Here is a 16,370-nt window from a genome sequence, read left to right on the forward strand (position 1 = left end):
GTCCGTTGAGGGGAGGCGCCAGAGGAACCGCCCATGACCTCCCGCCTCGTCCGCCTGTTCTCCCTCTCCCTTGCCGGCATCCTGGCGGCGAGCCCTGCCCTCGCCTGCACGAGGCTGGTCTATCTCGGGCCGGACCAGAACATCGTCACCGCCCGGTCGATGGACTGGAAGACCGACATCCTCACCAATCTCTGGATCTTCCCGCGCGGTGTCACGCGCAGCGGCGAGGCAGGGCCGAACTCGGTGTCGTGGACGTCGAAATATGGCAGCGTCATCGCCTCCGGCTTCGACATCTCCACCGCCGACGGGGTGAACGAGGCCGGGCTGGCGGCGAACGTGCTGTGGCTCACCGAAGCCGCCTATCCAGCCTATGACGGCAAGACGCCCGCGCTCTCCATCGCGCTGTGGGCGCAGTACATGCTCGACAATTTCGCCACCGTCGCCGAGGCAGTGGCGGCGCTGGAGAAGCAGCCCTTCGTGGTGCGCACCGCGAACCTGCCGGACGGCGAGACGCTGGCGACGCTGCATCTCTCGCTCTCCGATCCCACCGGCGACAGCGCCGTGGTCGAATATCTCGACGGCAAGCAGGTGATCCACCACGGCCGCCAGTACCAGGTGATGACCAACTCGCCGAGCTTCGACCAGCAGCTTGCCCTTGCGAGCTACTGGAAGGAGATCGGCGGCGCCATGCTGCCCGGCACCAACCGCGCCGCCGACCGCTTCGTACGCGCCTCCTATTACGTCGCAGCGGTGGCGCAGCAGCCCGAGCCGGACAAGGCGGTGGCCGCCGCCATCAGCGTCATCCGCAACGTCTCCGTGCCCTACGGGCTCGCCTCGCCGGACGCACCCTATGTCTCCTCCACGCGCTGGCGCTCGGCGGTGGACCACAAGCGGCGCATCTATTTCTTCGAATCCGCGCTGACGCCGAACACCTTCTGGGTCGACCTCAGACAGATCGACTTCTCGGCCGAGACCGGCAAGGTGAAGAAGCTGGAGCTTGGCCCCAGCCAGGACATCACCTATGACGGCGACGCCACCGTCGATTTCAAGGAAGCAGCGCCGCTGCGCTTCATGGGGGTAGACTAGCGGGTGAGTCGGCCCCGGCTGGCGCCCCGCCCCCTGACGCACGGCCCCTTTCATGAGCGAACTGCGCACCCTCTACCCGCCGATCGAACCTTTCGAGAGCGGGATGCTCGAGGTCGGCAACGGCCACTCCATCTATTGGGAACGCGCCGGCACGAAAGGCGGCAAGCCCGCCGTGTTCCTGCATGGCGGGCCGGGCGGCGGCATTTCACCCGCGCATCGCTCGCTGTTCGATCCCGCCCGCTACGAGGTGATCCTGTTCGACCAGCGCGGCTGCGGGCGCTCGACGCCCCACGCGGAGCTGGAGCACAACACCACCTGGGACCTCGTCGCCGACATAGAGCGGCTGCGCGAGACCTTCGGCTTCGACCGATGGCAGGTATTCGGCGGCTCCTGGGGCTCGACGCTGGCGCTGGCCTATACGCAGACCCATCCCGAGCGGGTGAGCGAGCTCATCCTGCGCGGCGTCTACACGCTGACCAAGGCCGAGCTCGACTGGTACTACCGCTTCGGCGTCAGCGAGATGTTCCCCGACAAATGGGAGCGCTTCCTCGGACCGCTGAAGACCGCGGCCGAGCGCGCCGACCCGATCCGCGCCTATCGCGCCCTGCTCACCGGCGATGATGAGGCTGCAAAGCTGGAGGCGGCCAAGGCCTGGGCGATCTGGGAGGGCGAGACGATCACCCTGCTGCCCGACCCGGCCTTCACAGCGGCGTTCAGCGATGGGCATTTCGCCCTCGCCTTCGCCCGCATCGAGAACCATTATTTCGTCCACAATGCCTGGCTGCGCGAGCGTCAGCTGCTCGACGACGCCCACAAGCTCAAGGGCATTCCCGGTGTCATCGTGCATGGGCGCTACGACATGCCGTGCCCGGCGCGCTATGCCTGGGAGCTGTCGAAGATTTGGACCGACGCCGAGTTTCACCTCGTCGAGGGTGCCGGCCACGCCTATTCCGAGCCCGGCATTCTCGACCACCTCATCCGCGCGACGGACACATTCGCCCGCTAAAGCCGGAGCGATCCGGACAGGGAGCCCGCCATGACCGCTCTTTCCCGCCGCGCTCTTCTCGCCTCCGCCCTGTTGCCGCTCGGCGCGGCGGTGCTGCCGGCACGAGCGCGGGAGATGCCCGATTTCGGCAAGGTGGCGCCGCCCATCTTCGCCGCGCTGGCCAAGGCCAACGACATTCCCGGCCTCGTGGTCGGCATCACCCGCAACGGCCAGCACGAGATCCTCGCCATCGGCACCACCGCGCGCAAGGGCGGAAAGCCGGTGGATGGCGACACGCTGTTCGAGCTCGGCTCGGTCAGCAAGACCTTCAACGTCACCCTCGCCGCGCTGGCGGCCGAACGCGGCCAGCTCGACCTCGACGCCCCTCTGGCCACCGACGCGCCCCGGCTTGAGGGCACCCCCTTCGGCGCCCTCACCCCCCTTGACCTCGCCACCCATGCGACGGGCGGACTGCCGCTGCAGCTTCCCGACGGCATCCGCAACGAGAAGGAACTGGTCGAGTGGCTCGCCGGGTGGAAGCCGGCCGCGCCGCCCGCCACGCGCCGCGCCTATTCCAATGTCAGCATCGGCGTGCTCGGGCTGATCACCGCCAACGCGCTCGGCATGGACTTCCCCCGCGCCGCCCAGGAGGACCTCTTCCCGCGTCTGGGCCTGACGAGCACCTTTATCGACGTGCCGGCCGCCGCCATGGACCGCTATGCCATGGGATACACCAAGGCGAACAAGCCGGCCCGCGTCACTCCGGCGCTGCTGGCGCCGGAGGCCTATGGCGTGAAGTCCACCGCGCTCGACATGCTCGCCTTCCTCGACGCCAATATGGGCGTGGGCAAGCTGGCGCCGGAGATGACCCGAGCCCTCGCGCGCACCCATACCGGCTATTTCGAGACGGCCTCCTATGTGCAGGAGATGGTCTGGGAGCGCTATCCCTGGCCGGTCGGTCTCGACCGGCTGCTCAAGGGCAATTCGCTCGACATGGCGATGAAGCCGCAGGCCATCACCAAGCTCGCCCCGCCCTCGCCGCCGGCGCCGAACGCGTTCATCAACAAGACCGGCTCCACCAACGGCTTCGGCGCCTATGTCGTGATGCTGCCGGCGGCAAAGCTCGGCGTCGTCGTGCTGGCCAACCGCAACTACCCCAATGAGGAGCGGGTGAAGGCGGTCTACGCGCTGGTGGCGGGGCTGCTGGACCGCTAGGCCCCGCCCCGCCGCCTCACGCGCCCTTCGCCGCCCGGCCGGATGAACCGGAGGCCGCTCCGCGCGCCCCAACGTTCGGGCGTGGTCTTCGGGCCGCGCGAAAGGCTGCCGACATTGACAGCCCGTTTCGGCCCGTATCCACTCCCCCCATGAGCGACACGACGACCCGGGGCCCCGCCTCCTATTTTCCGTCCATCGAGAAGACATACGGCCGGCCGATTGCCGAATGGAAGGCGCTGGTGCGCGCGGCGCGCCCCGCCAAACATATGGAACTCGTCGCCCTGCTGAAGGAACAGCATGGCATGGGACACGGCCACGCCAGTGCGGTTATCGCCCATACACTTGCCGAGGACGGCGCCGAGGGTGGCGCCTAGCACGAGCCCGCGCGCGAGGTCGGCCTGCGCGCTGGTGCCCACGCCCTTCTCATCCTCTTGCATCCCCGGCCCATCTGTCCGATATAGTCAGTGGGAGGTTGGCGGTGGACGAGCCACTCGCCAACCGGGTCAGGTCCGGAAGGAAGCAGCCCCAACGAGCCCGGATCGGGTCTCTGTCCAGCCTCCCACCCTTTCCCCCGCATTTCCGCGTGCGCCGCGCTGTTCCGCCGCAAGGCCGCAGGCGAGGCGCCGCACGCGTGCCGGCCATGCCGGCCGCCGCATGGGGCGCGCGCCGTGCTGTTCCGCCCCAGCTTCCCCGGATTTTTCCCCCCGCGCGTCATCGCGGCGTTGCCTCAGCGTCCCCTCGCGATGCTATGAAGGGGGCATGAGCGCGGACACCCCCGACACGCCCGACCTGACGCACACGCCGGACGACGGGCCGGGCTTCGACCTCGGCCCGGCTCCCGGCCTCGGCGCCGTGCCGGCCGCCGCCCCGGCGCCCGACGCGCCCTATCGCGTGCTCGCCCGCAAATACCGGCCGCAGACCTTCGCCGACCTGATCGGCCAGGAGGCGATGGTCCGCACGCTGAAGAACGCCTTCGCCTCCGGCCGCATCGCGCAGGCCTACATCCTCACCGGCGTGCGCGGCGTCGGCAAGACCACCACCGCCCGCATCCTCGCCCGCGCGCTCAATTACGAGCCGGCCGACGGACCAGCCGGCGGCGGCGCGCCGACCCTCGATATGCCCGTTCTGGGCCGCCATTGCCGCGACATCATCGAGAGCCGGCATGTCGACGTGCAGGAGATGGACGCCGCCTCCAACACCGGCATCGGCGACATCCGCGAGATCATCGAGGCGGCGCGCTACAAGCCGGTGCTGGCGCGCTACAAGGTCTTCATCATCGACGAAGTGCACATGCTCTCCACGGCGGCCTTCAACGGGCTGCTGAAGACGCTGGAAGAGCCGCCCGAGCATGTGAAGTTCATCTTCGCCACCACCGAGATCCGCAAGGTGCCGGTCACGGTGCTCTCGCGCACCCAGCGTTTCGACCTGCGCCGGGTCGAGGCCGGCACGCTGGCGCGCCACCTCAGCTCCATCTGCGCGGCCGAAGGCGTGGGCATCGACGCCGAGGCGCTCAGCCTGGTCGCCCGCGCGGCGGAGGGCTCGGTGCGCGACGCGCTGTCCCTGCTCGATCAGGCCATCGCCCATTCCGGCGCGCAGTCGGCGGGCGGGATGGTGCATGGCGAGCAGGTGCGCGCGCTGCTCGGCCTCGCCGACCGCGGCCGCGTCATCGACCTGTTCGAGGCGCTGATGAAGGGCGACATCGGCCAGGCGCTGACCGAATTGCGCGAGCAGTACGATTCCGGCGCCGACCCGGCGGTGGTGATCGCCGACCTCGCCGAGTTCACCCATCTCGTCACCCGCATGAAGATCCTGCCCGAAACGGCGGAGGATGCCGCGCTGGTCGAGGCTGAGCGCACGCGTGGGCGCGATTTCGCCCGCGGCCTGTCCATGCGGGTGCTGGCCCGTGCCTGGCAGATGCTGACCCGCGGCCTCGCCGAGGTGCAGCAGGCGGCCAAGCCGATGCAGGCGGCGGAGATGGTGCTGGTGCGCCTCGCCTATGCCAGCGACCTGCCGACGCCGGACGAGGCGCTGCGGCGCCTGCGCGACGGCGCCCCGGACGCGCCGGCCGGTCGGCCCTCCGGCGGTGGCGGCGGCTCCCCGGGCGGAGCCACGATGTCCGGCGGCACGATGGCGAGCAGCGGTGGAGGCGGCGGCGCCTCGGCGATGGCGGCCACCGCGCCGCGCGCCTTCGCCGCGCCGGCGACCGCCCCGTCTTCCGTCCCTAGCGCGGCCAGCCACCTTTCGGTCGCCGCGCGCAGCGATCCCCGCCCCGCGGCCGCGCCCGCCGCCCAGCCGGAGACGGCGCCGGGCGCGCAGATCGCCAGTTTCGAGGACCTCGTGGCGCTCGCCGCCGCCCGACGCGACCTCAAGCTGAAATTCGCGCTGGAACACCATATCCGCCTCGTCGCCTTCGAGGACGGCAAGATAGAGGTGGCGCTCGCCCCCGGCGGCTCGCCCAACCTGATCCAGGAACTGCAGTCCAAGCTCTCGGAATGGACCGGCCGGCGCTGGCTGGTGGCGCTGTCGCGCGAGGAGGGCGAGCCGACGCTGGCCGAGAAGGTCGCCGCCCAGCGCCATGCGATGATGACCGGCGTGCGCGCCGATCCGCTCGTCGCCGCCGCATTGGCGCGCTTTCCCGGCGCCTCCATCGTCGACGTGCGCACCCTCGCCAGCGACGAGCCGGACGACGCGCTCATGAACGACGCCGAGCTAATGGCCGCCCGCGACGACGGCCCCGGCCCGGACGACGAAATCGAATTCTGATGAGGAGCCCCGAATGAAAGACCTTCTCGGCATCATGTCCAAGGTGAAGGAGATGCAGTCCAAGATGGAGGAGATGCAGGCCGAGCTCGAGACCATCGAGGTCGACGGCGCCGCCGGCGGCGGCATGGTCACGGTGCGCCTCTCCGCCAAGGGCGCACTCAAGGCCATCCGCATCGATCCGAGCCTGCTCAATCCCGACGAGGCGGAGATTCTCGAGGATCTGATCGTCGCCGCCCATGCGGAAGCCCGCGCCAAGGGCGAGCGCCTGGTTCAGGAGAAGACGCAGGCCCTCACCGCCGGCCTGCCGATCCCGCCCGGCCTCAAGCTGTTCTGAGCGGGCGCCGCCCCCCCCCTCTCCTCGCGCGGAGAGGTCCGGGTGGGGGCCTGCCTCCCGCATCCCGCGTTCTTCCCCGTCATCCCGGCCGAGCGCAGCGAGAGCCGGGATAACGGGGGGGCGGGCATGAGAGCCCTCAGCCCTTCCGCGCCGTTTCCACGATCCCCAGCACCGCATCGGCGATCGATTCCGCCTGCGCGATAAGCGGCCCCTCGATCCTGCCATAGAGCGCGAACACCGCCGGCTGCACCACGCAGCCGAGCGCCATCGCCGTGGCGAGCCCGGCACGCTCGGGCGCGACGCCTGCGCCGCGCATCAGCCGCACCACCGCCTCCACCACATTGGCCTGCGGCCCCTCCGGAACATGGGTGAGATACTCATGCTGGTGGATGAGCAGATAGGCGAACAGCGCCGGCTCCGCATCGAATAGCCGGCACGCTAACGCCACCACCGCGCGCAGCTTGGCGGCGAGCTCCGCCTCGCGGTCGTCGACGGCGCAGATCTCGCTCGCCAGCACCGCGTAGCGGCTGAGGAACAGGTCGCGCGCCAGTTCGTCCTTGGAGGCGAAATGGCGGTAGAGCGCGCCCTCGCTCACCCCCACGCCCTGCGCGATGTCGCGCACCGAGGTGCCGGCCACGCCCTTCCGCGCGAAGAGGGCGAGCGCGACCGTCTCGATGCGCGCATGCGTGTCCGCGCCGTCGCGGCCCCGCCGAGCCGCGCCTGCCCGCTGTGCGGTGCGCGGCGGCGTGCTCATGCACTGTCTCCGACCGACGCGCCGCGCGCAGCGATGGCCTCCAGCGCCAGGACCCGCGCCTTGGTGAAGTCGACCTTTCCAGAGCCGAGCAGCGGCAGTTCGTCCATCCGCAGGATCTCGGCGGGGATCATCAGCTCGGTCACGGCATGCTCGCGGCCGTGCGCCTGCAGCGCCGCGCGGGTGAGGTCGGCCGCCGTGGTGAGCAGGATGATGCGCTCGCCGCGTCGCGCGTCGGGCACCGCCACCGCCACATGCTCGGCATCGGGCCGCAGCGCAGCCACCATGGTGTCGATCGCAGCGAGCGAGATCATCTCGCCGGCGATCTTGGCGAAACGCTTCACCCGGCCGCGAATGGCGACGAAGCCCTCCTCGTCGATGGCGACGATGTCGCCGGTGTCGTACCAGCCCATTTCCGGCGCCTCGATGAGCCCCGGCGCCTCGGCGCGCAGATAGCCGAGCATGACGTTCGGCCCGTGCACCTGCAGCCGCCCGCCCTCCTCGATGCCGGCCATCGGCTCCAGCCGGTGGTTGATGCCCGGCAGCATCCGCCCGACCGTGCCGACGCGGTTGAACATCGGCGTGTTCACCGCCAGCACCGGCGCGCATTCGGTCACGCCATAGCCTTCGAGGATGCGGTGGCCGAACTTCTCCATCCACACCCGCCGCGTCTCGGCCTTCACCGGTTCGGCGCCGGCCACCACGAAGCGCAGCGAGCGGAAGTCGTAGGGATTGGCGGTGCGGGCATAACCCATGAGGAAGGTATCGGTGCCGACGATGGCGGTGGCGTTGCTGGCGTAGACCAGCTCCGGGATGATCCGGTAGTGCAGCGGCGAGGGGTAGAGATAGGTCTTCAGCCCCGACACCATGGGCAGCACCAGCCCGCCGGTCAGCCCGAAGGAGTGGAACACCGGCAGCACGTTGAACATGATGTCGGCGGGCGAGAAGTCGATCCGCGCCGCCACCTGCGCGACATTGGTCAGGATGTTGCGGTGGGAGAGCACCACGCCCTTGGGCGTGCCCTCCGAGCCAGAGGTGAACAGCACGAAGGCCGGCTCGTCCGGGTCGGCCGGTGTCGGACCGGGCAAGGGCAGCATGGCCCTGATCTTGTCCGGGGTGGTGACGGAGGCGCGGATGTCCTCGCTCATCAGCACGCGCACATGCTTTTCGAGCGCAGCGACCTCCGCTTCCAGTCGGGCCTTCTCGACGAAGGCGCGCGAGGCGACGACCAGCTTCACCTCTGCCGCCTTGCAGGCGGTGACGAGGTTGGTGGCCCCGGCGGTGTAGTTGAGCATCACCGGCACGCGGCCATGGCGCGAGAGCCCCATCAGCACCACGGCGATGCCGGCGGCGTTGGGCAGCAGCACGCCGACCTTCTCGCCGGGCGCGGTCTCGGCAGCCAGCTTGGCGCCCAGGATCTTCGCGCCGACGAGCAGCTTGCGGTAGGACAGGATCGTGCCGAGCGGGTCCTCCAGCACGATGCGTCCCATGCCGAGCCGTACCGCCGCCTCCTCGACCGCCTGATAGACGGTGAGCCCGGTATGGCTGGTCTCGAAGACGAGGTCGCTCATCACGTCGTAGAGTGCCGCGCCGGCCGCGCGCCGGCGCTTGCGGCCGAGCAGTTCGCGGTCGACCTTGAGCTTGCGCGGCGGCAGGATGGTCACGCGCACCTTGGGGAACAGGCGCTTGCGCGTCTGGTGGCTGTCGAGCCGCGAGAAATAGGTCTGCTCCAGCCCCTCGATGCGCACCGGCACGACGGACGCGTCCGCCTTGTCGGCGATCAGCGCCGAGCCGTCATAGATCTTCATGATCGAGCCGGTGACGGTGATGCGGCCCTCGGGGAAGATCACCAATTGCTCGCCCTGCTGCACCTGGCGGATCAGGTCGCGCGTCGCCATCGGCCGGGTGGGATCGAGCGGGAAGGCCCGCACCAGCTTGAGGAAGGGCTTCACCCACCAGGCCTCGGCGATGGCGCGGTCGACGGCGAACACCGGGTCGTTGTCGAGCAGCGCCATGATCAGCGGCGCATCGAGGAAGCTCACATGGTTGATGGCGATGACCGAGCCAGGCCCCGCCGCCTTCAGATGCTCGGCCCCCGTCACCTCGACGCGGAACAGCACCCGGAACACCAGCTTGATCAGGTCGCGCAGCACCTGCCCCTGGAAGGCACGGCCGGCGAGGAGCGCTGCAAAGAGGCTCGCCACGCCGATCACCCCCAGCAGCGCCGGAGCGCCGAAGCCGGCGAACTGGAGCCCGGCGACGACCACCGCGCCGGCGACCATGAAGGCGGCGTTCAGCACATTGTTGCTGGCGATCACCCGGGCGCGCCGATCCTCGTCGGCCGCCGCCTGGATGAAGGCGAAGGTCGGCACCACGAAGGCGCCGCCCGCGGCGGCAAGGCCGACCAGCCCGATGGCTGCGTGAATGCCGGCGCTCGAGGTCACGAAGGCGTACCAGCCGAGCGGCTGCGCCGATGGCGTCAGCGAGCTGGTCAGCAAGGCAAGGTCGATCGCGAAGACGCCCATCAGCAGCCCGGCGGCGGGCACCAGCGCCAGCAGGATCCGCCCTTCCGACAGCTTGGCCGCCAGCGTCGAGCCGATGGCGACACCGATGGTGAAGAGCACGAGGAACAGCGTCACCACGCTCTCCAGCCCGCCGATATTCTCCTTCACCAGCGTCGGCAGCAGCGAGAGCACCACTGCGCCGACGAGCCAGAACCACGAGACGATCAGCGCACCGCGCCAGATCGGCCGCTCGGCGCGAATGTCGGACAGCAGCGTCATCGTGCTGCGCCAGATGTTACGGTCGATGACGAGGTCCGGCGCCCCCGGCAGGGTGCGCGGGATCGCCCGCGCGGACAGCCACGCGATCACCGCCAGCACGAAGGTGAAGCCGGCCACCGCCCATTCGCCGGTATGGGTGAAGGCCAGCGCCCCGCCCACCGTGCCGCCGAGGATGGCGGCGAAGGTCGCCATCTCGATCAGCGCATTGCCGGAGACCAGTTCGTCCTTGGCCAGATGATCCGGCAGGATGCCGTATTTGACCGGCCCGAACAGCGCGCTCAGCGTGCCCATCAGGAACAGGCCGATGAACAGCACGGGAATGGATTGCATCACGAAGCCGGCGCTGGCGATCAGCACGATCCAGATCTCGGCGAACTTCACCCGCCGGGCGATCAGCGACTTGTCGTAGCGGTCGGCGAGCTGCCCGCCCAGGCTGGAGAACAGGAAGAAGGGCAGGATGAACACGCCGCCGGCCAGCGTCACCAGCGCGCCGCCATTCACATGGGCGATGCCGTAGAGGATCAGCAGCGCCATCGCGTTCTTCACGAAATTGTCGTTGAACGCGGCGAAGAACTGGCACCAGAACAGCGGCGCGAAGCGCCGCGCCGTCATCAGCCGCGTGAACATCGCCGGTCCTCCCTCTTGCGCCCCCGCCGGGCGCCTCTTTGTCAGTGAACGATCACTTACATAAAAGCAGCAGAGCGTCAACCGAGGCTCCGCAAGGTCAGGCGGTCAGAGCAATGTGCCGAGCAGCGCCGCCGTCAGCAAGAGGCCGTCATGCAGGGCGAGCTGCAGGCGCGACGGTGCGCCCCCGGTGTGCAGCATGAGCGTCGTACCGAGGCTGGTCAGCGCCCAGCCGGCGCCGACGGCGAGGAAGGCGAGCGCGATCGCCGTGGCGTCCTGCGCCAGCCCCGTCACGACCGCGGCGCCGACGCCCAGCACCAGCGCGGCGAGGGCGAGCGGCGCGGCGCCGATCCGCCGCGCCAGCGCTCCGCCGGCGAGCGCGGGGGCGTACATCGCCACCACATGCCAGGCGACCACGCCGGAGATCAGCGGTACGCCGACGCCGCAGCCGGCCAGCGACAGCGGCGCCCCCGCCATGGCGGAGGTCATCGCGGCCCAGGCCAGAGCGCCGATCAGGGTGGGCGCCAGCAGGGCCTTCCAGGCCAGCGGCGCAGTCTCCGCCGACACCTGCCGCATCGCCTCGACGGTGAGGTCGGCATGGGAGAAGCGCGCTTCCGGCAGCGACACGGCGAAGGCCAGCGCGCCGAGCTGGGCGATGGCCGCCAGGATCAGCGTGCCGGCGAAGGTGTAGGGCGCGAAGGCCGCCTCCGCCGCCCCCGCGAGCAGCGGCCCGGCGAGCCCCGCCAGTGCGCCGGCGCCGATGAGCCGCGCCAGCGCGGCGCCACGCCCGCCCGCGCCCGTGCCGAAGGCCGCGGCATGGCGGTAGAACATGCCGAATCCCTGCGCTGCGCCGAGCCAGACCGCGCCGAGCACCAGCATGGGGAACAGCGCCAGCATCACGCCATAGGCCGCGACCAGCCCGCCGGCGACGCCGAGGCTGGCGCCGAGGGCGAAGCCCGCCCGCCGGCCGAAGCTGTCGAGCAGGAAGCTCGCCGGCAGGCTGGCCAGCGCCGCGCCAAGCAGGAAGGCGGCGAGCGGCAGGCTGGCGAGCGGGATCGGCCCGTAGCTCGCCTGCGGCGCCAGCATGGCGCCGGCCAGCGGCAGCGCTCCCAAGGTCAGCGCCTGCGCCAGCACCACCAGCGCGAAGCCGCAGGCCAGCCGCCCGGCGCCGAGCGAGCGGCGCAGCGCCCGCGAGGCGTCCTCCGGGCAGGCGCAGCCGAGCCGGCCCGCCCGCGTCGCCTCGATCTCGGCGTTGAGGAACTCGCTCACACTCATCGGCGAACATCCCCGGCGCGCGCCACCCCGACGGGCGCGGCTCGGACGGGCGCGGCCCTGCCATGCACATCACCGTCGCGCAGGTCGTCATCGGCCAGCACGCGCACGGCGGCCCCCTCCATGTCGTCATACTGGCCGGCCTTGAGCGACCACATGAAGGCAACGAGCCCGAGAAGGCCGAGGGTCAGCGCCGCCGGCACGAGATAAAGCAGCACGGTCATGCGGTCTCCTTTCCGGCGCCTGCGGACTCGCCAGCGCCGCCGGCCGCTCCCTGCCGCGCGCGCAACGCGTTGAGGGTGACGATCACCGACGAGCCGGACATGGCCAGCGCCGCCACCAGCGGCGTGACATAGCCGGCGATGGCCAGCGGCACGGCGATGACATTGTAGACCACGGCGATCATCAGGTTCTGCCGCATCAGATGGCGCGCCCTGACGGCGACGCGCAGCGCAATGGCGACCGGCGCCAGCCGCTCGCCGAGGAACACCGCGTCGGCCTGCGCGCGGGTCACGTCCGCCGCCGTGATCGGCGAGAGCGAGACATGGGCGGCGGCCAGCGAGGGCGCGTCGTTCAGCCCGTCGCCGACCATCAGCACGCCGCGCCGATTGGCGCCGAGGCTCTCCAGCACGGCGATCTTGTCGCCCGGCCGCGCCTCGGCCCACCAGTCGGTGACGCCGAGCCGGGCCGCCACCGGCGCCACCGCCGCTCGGCGGTCGCCGGAAAGCAGCACGACGTGGCGTCCCGCATGGCGCAGCTCGTCCACCACGGCGCGCGCGTCGACGCGCAGCGCCTGACGCACCTCCAGCACCGCGCAGCGCTCGCCTAGCCGCACCGCGACCAGCGAGGCGTCGGGCGCCTCGGCCGCGCGGGTGGCGGCCAGCGTCTCGCACGCGCAGAAGACCGGGCTGCCGAGCCGAGCCTTGACGCCGTCGATCTCCGCCTCGACGCCGGCACCGGGCACCTCGCGTGCATCGGCCAGCGGCAGCGCTTCGGGATGGGCGGCGGCGATCGCCCGCGCCAGCGGATGGGTGCTGGCGAGCGCCAGCCGGGCGGCGGCTGCCACCAGCGCCGGCGGCACGCCGGTGTCATCCGCGAGGCTCGGCTCCGGCAAGGTGAGCGTGCCGGTCTTGTCGAACGCCACGGTGTCGATTTCGGCCAGGCGCTCGAAAGTGTCGCCGGAATTGATCAGGATGCCGTGCCGCATCAGCGTGCCGGCCGCCACCACCTGCACCGCCGGGACGGCGAGCGCCAACGCGCAAGGGCAGGTGATGATGAGCACCGCCACCGCGATCAGCACCGCATGGTGCAGCGAGGCCCCGGCGATCAGCCAGCCGATGAGCGAGAGCAGCGCGGTCGTGTGCACCATCGGCGCGTAGAGCCGCGCCGCGCGGTCGGCGAGACGGACATAGCGGCCGCGCGCGGTCGACGCCTTGTCGAGCAGGCGCTCGATCTCGTCGAGGAATGTATCCTCGCCCGCCGCCGTGGTGCGTAGCCGCAGCACACCGTCATGGATGAGGCTGCCGGCATGCACCGTGCCGCCGGCGCAAACCGTGCGCGGCAGCGTCTCGCCCGTCACCAGGCTCTCGTCCACGGACGCGGTGCCGGAGAGAACGAGGCCGTCCACCGGCGCGCGCTCGCCGGCCCGCAGCATCACCTCGTCGCCCGGCCTCACCGCCGCGGCCGGCACGGTGACGAGCCGCCCGTCCGCCTCGATGCGGTTGGCCGAGACCGCCTTCAGAGCCGCGAGATTGCCGGCCTCCTTGCGCGTCTTGCGGCGCATCGCATGGTCGAGATAGCGCCCGCCGAGCAGGAAGAAGAGCAGCATCACCGCCGAATCGAAATAGGCGTGCTCGGCATGGTTCAGCGTTTCGAACACCGAGACGCCGAGCGCCAGCAGCACGCCGAGCGTGATCGGCACGTCCATGTTGAGCGAGCGCGCCTTCAGCGCCCGCAGCGCGCTCTGGAAGAAGGGCTGGCCGGCATAGGCTGCGGCTGGCAGCGCGATCAGCGCCGACAGCCAGTGGAAGAAGTCGCGCGTCTCCGGCGTGATGTCGGTGACGTTGCCCGACCACACCGACACCGACAGCAGCATGATGTTCATCGCCGCGAAGCCGGCGACGGCGAGGCAGCGCAGCAGATGGCGGGAGGTCGCGTTGTCGATCTCCTCCATCCGGTCGGCTTCGAAGGGATAGGCGCGATAGCCGGTCCTCGCCAGCGCCTCCAGCACGGCGGCCGGGCGCGGCTCGGCGCGCGCGTCCCAGCCGACGGTGAGTCGGTGCGTGGTGTAGTTCAGCCGTGCCCGCGCGATCCCCGGCAGGGCCTCGCAGGCGTCCTCGATCTCGTCGATGCAGGCGGCGCAGTCGACGCCCTGGACGGCGAAGGCCATCTCCGGCTGGCCGGCCGGGTCGCGGCGCAGGAACAGCGAGAAGTCCTGGACCGCCTCGCCATCGGCCGCGGCCGGCCCCGCCGCCGCGGAGAAGGGTATGACCTGCGCGCCCATGGGCTGCTTCCCCTCGGCCCGCTAGCGGATGACGACGCGGTTGGTCGAGCGGAACAGCCGCTCGCCCTCGCGGCTGAACTCGATCACCAGTTCCCATTGGCCGGCGGTGACGGCGTCATCCGCCCGCCACTGGCCGGCGCCAACGGCAACAGGTTCGAGCGCCACGTCGAGCCGCCGGTCGGTTGGGTGCTGCAGCGTGGCGGCCAGCGTCACGTCGGCGAGCGGGCGCCCCGCCGCGTCGCGCGCGGAGACGTCGACCCGGCCCGGCCCGACATGGGCGTCGACGCTCCAGTGCCGGGCGTCCTGCGCCGCCGCCGCCTCGCTCTCCTTGCGAAAGGCGAGGCCGGCCTTGTAGGCGCTCTCGGTCTCCACCCCGCCGAAGCTCGTCACCGCCGCACGCACGAGGAAGAAGTTAGCGGTGAAGATCACCCCGAAGAAGGCGACGAAGCAGAGCAGCACCGTCCGGCCGGTGAGCGGCCGGCCGGCGGGAGGCAGGGAGGTCGCGCGCGTCGCCATAGTCATTCTCCGGTTGGGTTCAGGGGCCCTTGAAGTGGTCGGGAGCGGTGCTGGTCTCGCCGCCGGCCACGTCGGTGATGGAGAAGGTCACCGGCAGCGAGGCGCTCGCCGGCAGCTTGGCATGGGTCGAGACGAGGGCGCGCAGCTCATAGGTCTGGTCCGGCCCGACCTCGACCACCGGGTGGCCGCCCTCGACGATGGCGGTGCCGCCGACGACCTCCAGCCGCGCCTCTGGCACGCCGTCCACCGCGATGGCAAAGCGGCGCGGCATCGGTTGCTTGTTGACGATGCGCAGCGTGTAGGCGTTGCGGATCGAGCCGTCCGAGAGTTGTACGAAGAGCGGGTTGCGGTCATGGATGACGGACACTCCCTCCGAGCCGCGCGTCGCCAGCGTTGCCACCATGATGCCGCCGACGATGAGGATCAGCGCGGAATAGAGCACAGTGCGGGCACGCAGGATCCGTGACACCGGCGGCAGGCCCTTGGCCCGGCGCTCGACGTTCATCTCGGTGTCGTAGGCGATGAGACCGGTCGGGCGACCGACCTTCATCATCACCGTGTCGCAAGCGTCGATGCACAGGCCGCACTGCACGCAGGCAAGCTGGCTGCCGATGCGGATGTCCACCCCGGTCGGGCAGGCGGCGACGCATTGCCGGCAGTCCACGCAGTCGCCGGCAGGCAGGCCCTCCAGCCGCATCGCCTCGGTCTTCTTGAGCGAGCCGCGCGGCTCGCCGCGATCGTAGCGATAGGTGACGTTGTAGGCGTACTCGTCGGTCAGCGCCGCCTGGATGCGCGGCCAGGGGCACATATAGGTGCACACCTGCTCGCGCATGTGGCCAGCGAGCACATAGGTGGTAAAGGTCAGGATGCCGATCCAGACATAGGCGATGAGCGGCGCGGTCCCGGTGAAGAGCTGCCAGACCAGCGTCGGCGCGTCGGAGAAGTAGAGCACCCAAGCGCCGCCGGTCCACCAGGCGACCATGAGCCAGAGGAAATGCTTGGCCGCAGCCTCGAAGGCGCGTTGCGTCCGGGAGGCGTTCTTCAGCTTCTCGCGGCGCTGGCGCGGGTCGCCCTCGACCATGCGCTCGATCGCCTGGAACAGGTCGGTCCAGACGGTCTGCGGGCACAGATAGCCGCACCAGACGCGCCCGGCGACGGCGTTCATCAGGAACAGCACCAGCGCGGCGAGGATGAGCAGACCGGTGACGTAATAAATCTCCTGCGGCCAGATCTCGATGAAGAAAAAGTAGAAGCGGCCATTGGCGAGATCGACCAGCACCGCCTGCGAGGGCGCGTTCGGCCCGCGGTCCCAGCGCACGAAGGGCAGCAGGTAGTAAATGCCGAGGGTGATGACCAACAGCGTCCACTTGATGCGCCGGAAAGTGCCGTGCACGGCGATCGGATAGATCTTGCGACGGGCCTCGTAGAGCGGACCATCGTCGTCGTAGCCGTGCTCCTCGAGCTTCTCCATCTTGGTGGCCATATTCATGTCAGTCCCCGAAACCTGCATGGAGGTTTTCTAAACCCGCCCCCGGGGA

The 16,370-nt window shown here is 70.4% G+C and carries 13 protein-coding genes and 1 other RNA gene; 7 read left to right on the forward strand and 7 right to left on the reverse strand.

The window, feature by feature from the left end; all coding sequences use genetic code 11:
- The first annotated feature begins 33 nt into the window (after positions 1-33).
- The 7 genes from AC1PZ7_RS00545 to AC1PZ7_RS00575 all read left to right on the forward strand — a co-directional run bounded on the left by AC1PZ7_RS00545 (position 34) and on the right by AC1PZ7_RS00575 (position 6,383).
- Positions 34-1,086 (forward strand): linear amide C-N hydrolase, encoded by a 1,053-nt coding sequence (locus tag AC1PZ7_RS00545; protein ID WP_482357574.1) that lies wholly within the window; start codon positions 34-36, stop codon positions 1,084-1,086.
- A 52-nt stretch (positions 1,087-1,138) separates the two neighbouring features.
- Complete coding sequence (gene pip, locus AC1PZ7_RS00550; protein WP_482357575.1) at positions 1,139-2,092, forward strand: prolyl aminopeptidase; 954 nt, start codon at positions 1,139-1,141, stop codon at positions 2,090-2,092.
- A 30-nt stretch (positions 2,093-2,122) separates the two neighbouring features.
- Entirely contained in the window at positions 2,123-3,286 is a 1,164-nt protein-coding gene (ampC, locus tag AC1PZ7_RS00555; protein ID WP_482357576.1) for a class C beta-lactamase, read from the forward strand.
- 149 nt (positions 3,287-3,435) lie between these two features.
- Positions 3,436-3,660, forward strand: a complete 225-nt coding sequence (locus tag AC1PZ7_RS00560; RefSeq protein ID WP_482357577.1) for a DUF4287 domain-containing protein — start codon at positions 3,436-3,438, stop codon at positions 3,658-3,660.
- Between the two features lie 92 nt (positions 3,661-3,752).
- Positions 3,753-3,850, forward strand: an RNA gene (ffs, locus tag AC1PZ7_RS00565) — signal recognition particle sRNA small type.
- 195 nt (positions 3,851-4,045) lie between these two features.
- Positions 4,046-6,049, forward strand: coding sequence for a DNA polymerase III subunit gamma/tau (locus tag AC1PZ7_RS00570; RefSeq protein ID WP_482357578.1), 2,004 nt, complete (start codon positions 4,046-4,048; stop codon positions 6,047-6,049).
- A 13-nt stretch (positions 6,050-6,062) separates the two neighbouring features.
- The gene (locus tag AC1PZ7_RS00575; protein ID WP_482357579.1) at positions 6,063-6,383 is read left to right on the forward strand and encodes a YbaB/EbfC family nucleoid-associated protein; all 321 of its coding nucleotides are present in this window, start codon (positions 6,063-6,065) and stop codon (positions 6,381-6,383) included.
- Positions 6,384-6,519: 136 nt separating this feature from the next.
- Here AC1PZ7_RS00575 and AC1PZ7_RS00580 read toward each other — a convergent pair whose 3' ends face one another.
- The 7 genes from AC1PZ7_RS00580 to ccoG form a co-directional block, all read right to left on the reverse strand.
- Complete coding sequence (locus tag AC1PZ7_RS00580) at positions 6,520-7,137, reverse strand: TetR/AcrR family transcriptional regulator (protein WP_482357580.1); 618 nt, start codon at positions 7,135-7,137, stop codon at positions 6,520-6,522.
- Entirely contained in the window at positions 7,134-10,544 is a 3,411-nt protein-coding gene (locus tag AC1PZ7_RS00585; RefSeq protein ID WP_482357581.1) for an acyl-[ACP]--phospholipid O-acyltransferase, read from the reverse strand. The genes AC1PZ7_RS00580 and AC1PZ7_RS00585 overlap by 4 nt, the downstream gene beginning before the upstream one ends.
- Positions 10,545-10,649: 105 nt before the next feature.
- Positions 10,650-11,816 carry an MFS transporter gene (locus tag AC1PZ7_RS00590; protein WP_482357582.1) on the reverse strand — a complete coding sequence of 389 codons (1,167 nt, stop codon included), beginning with the start codon at positions 11,814-11,816 and terminating at the stop codon, positions 10,650-10,652.
- Positions 11,813-12,037, reverse strand: coding sequence for a cbb3-type cytochrome oxidase assembly protein CcoS (gene ccoS / locus AC1PZ7_RS00595; protein ID WP_482357583.1), 225 nt, complete (start codon positions 12,035-12,037; stop codon positions 11,813-11,815). The genes AC1PZ7_RS00590 and ccoS overlap by 4 nt, the downstream gene beginning before the upstream one ends.
- A complete protein-coding gene (locus AC1PZ7_RS00600) occupies positions 12,034-14,316 on the reverse strand; it encodes a heavy metal translocating P-type ATPase (protein WP_482357584.1) in 2,283 nt (760 codons plus the stop codon). Before AC1PZ7_RS00600 ends, ccoS begins: the two co-directional genes overlap by 4 nt.
- Before the next feature lie 21 nt (positions 14,317-14,337).
- Entirely contained in the window at positions 14,338-14,832 is a 495-nt protein-coding gene (locus AC1PZ7_RS00605) for a FixH family protein (protein WP_482357585.1), read from the reverse strand.
- A 19-nt stretch (positions 14,833-14,851) separates the two neighbouring features.
- Positions 14,852-16,321 (reverse strand): cytochrome c oxidase accessory protein CcoG, encoded by a 1,470-nt coding sequence (gene ccoG, locus AC1PZ7_RS00610; protein WP_482357586.1) that lies wholly within the window; start codon positions 16,319-16,321, stop codon positions 14,852-14,854.
- Positions 16,322-16,370 lie beyond the last annotated feature (49 nt).

The sequence above is a fragment of the Ancylobacter sp. TW_SC_1 genome (genome assembly GCF_056836805.1).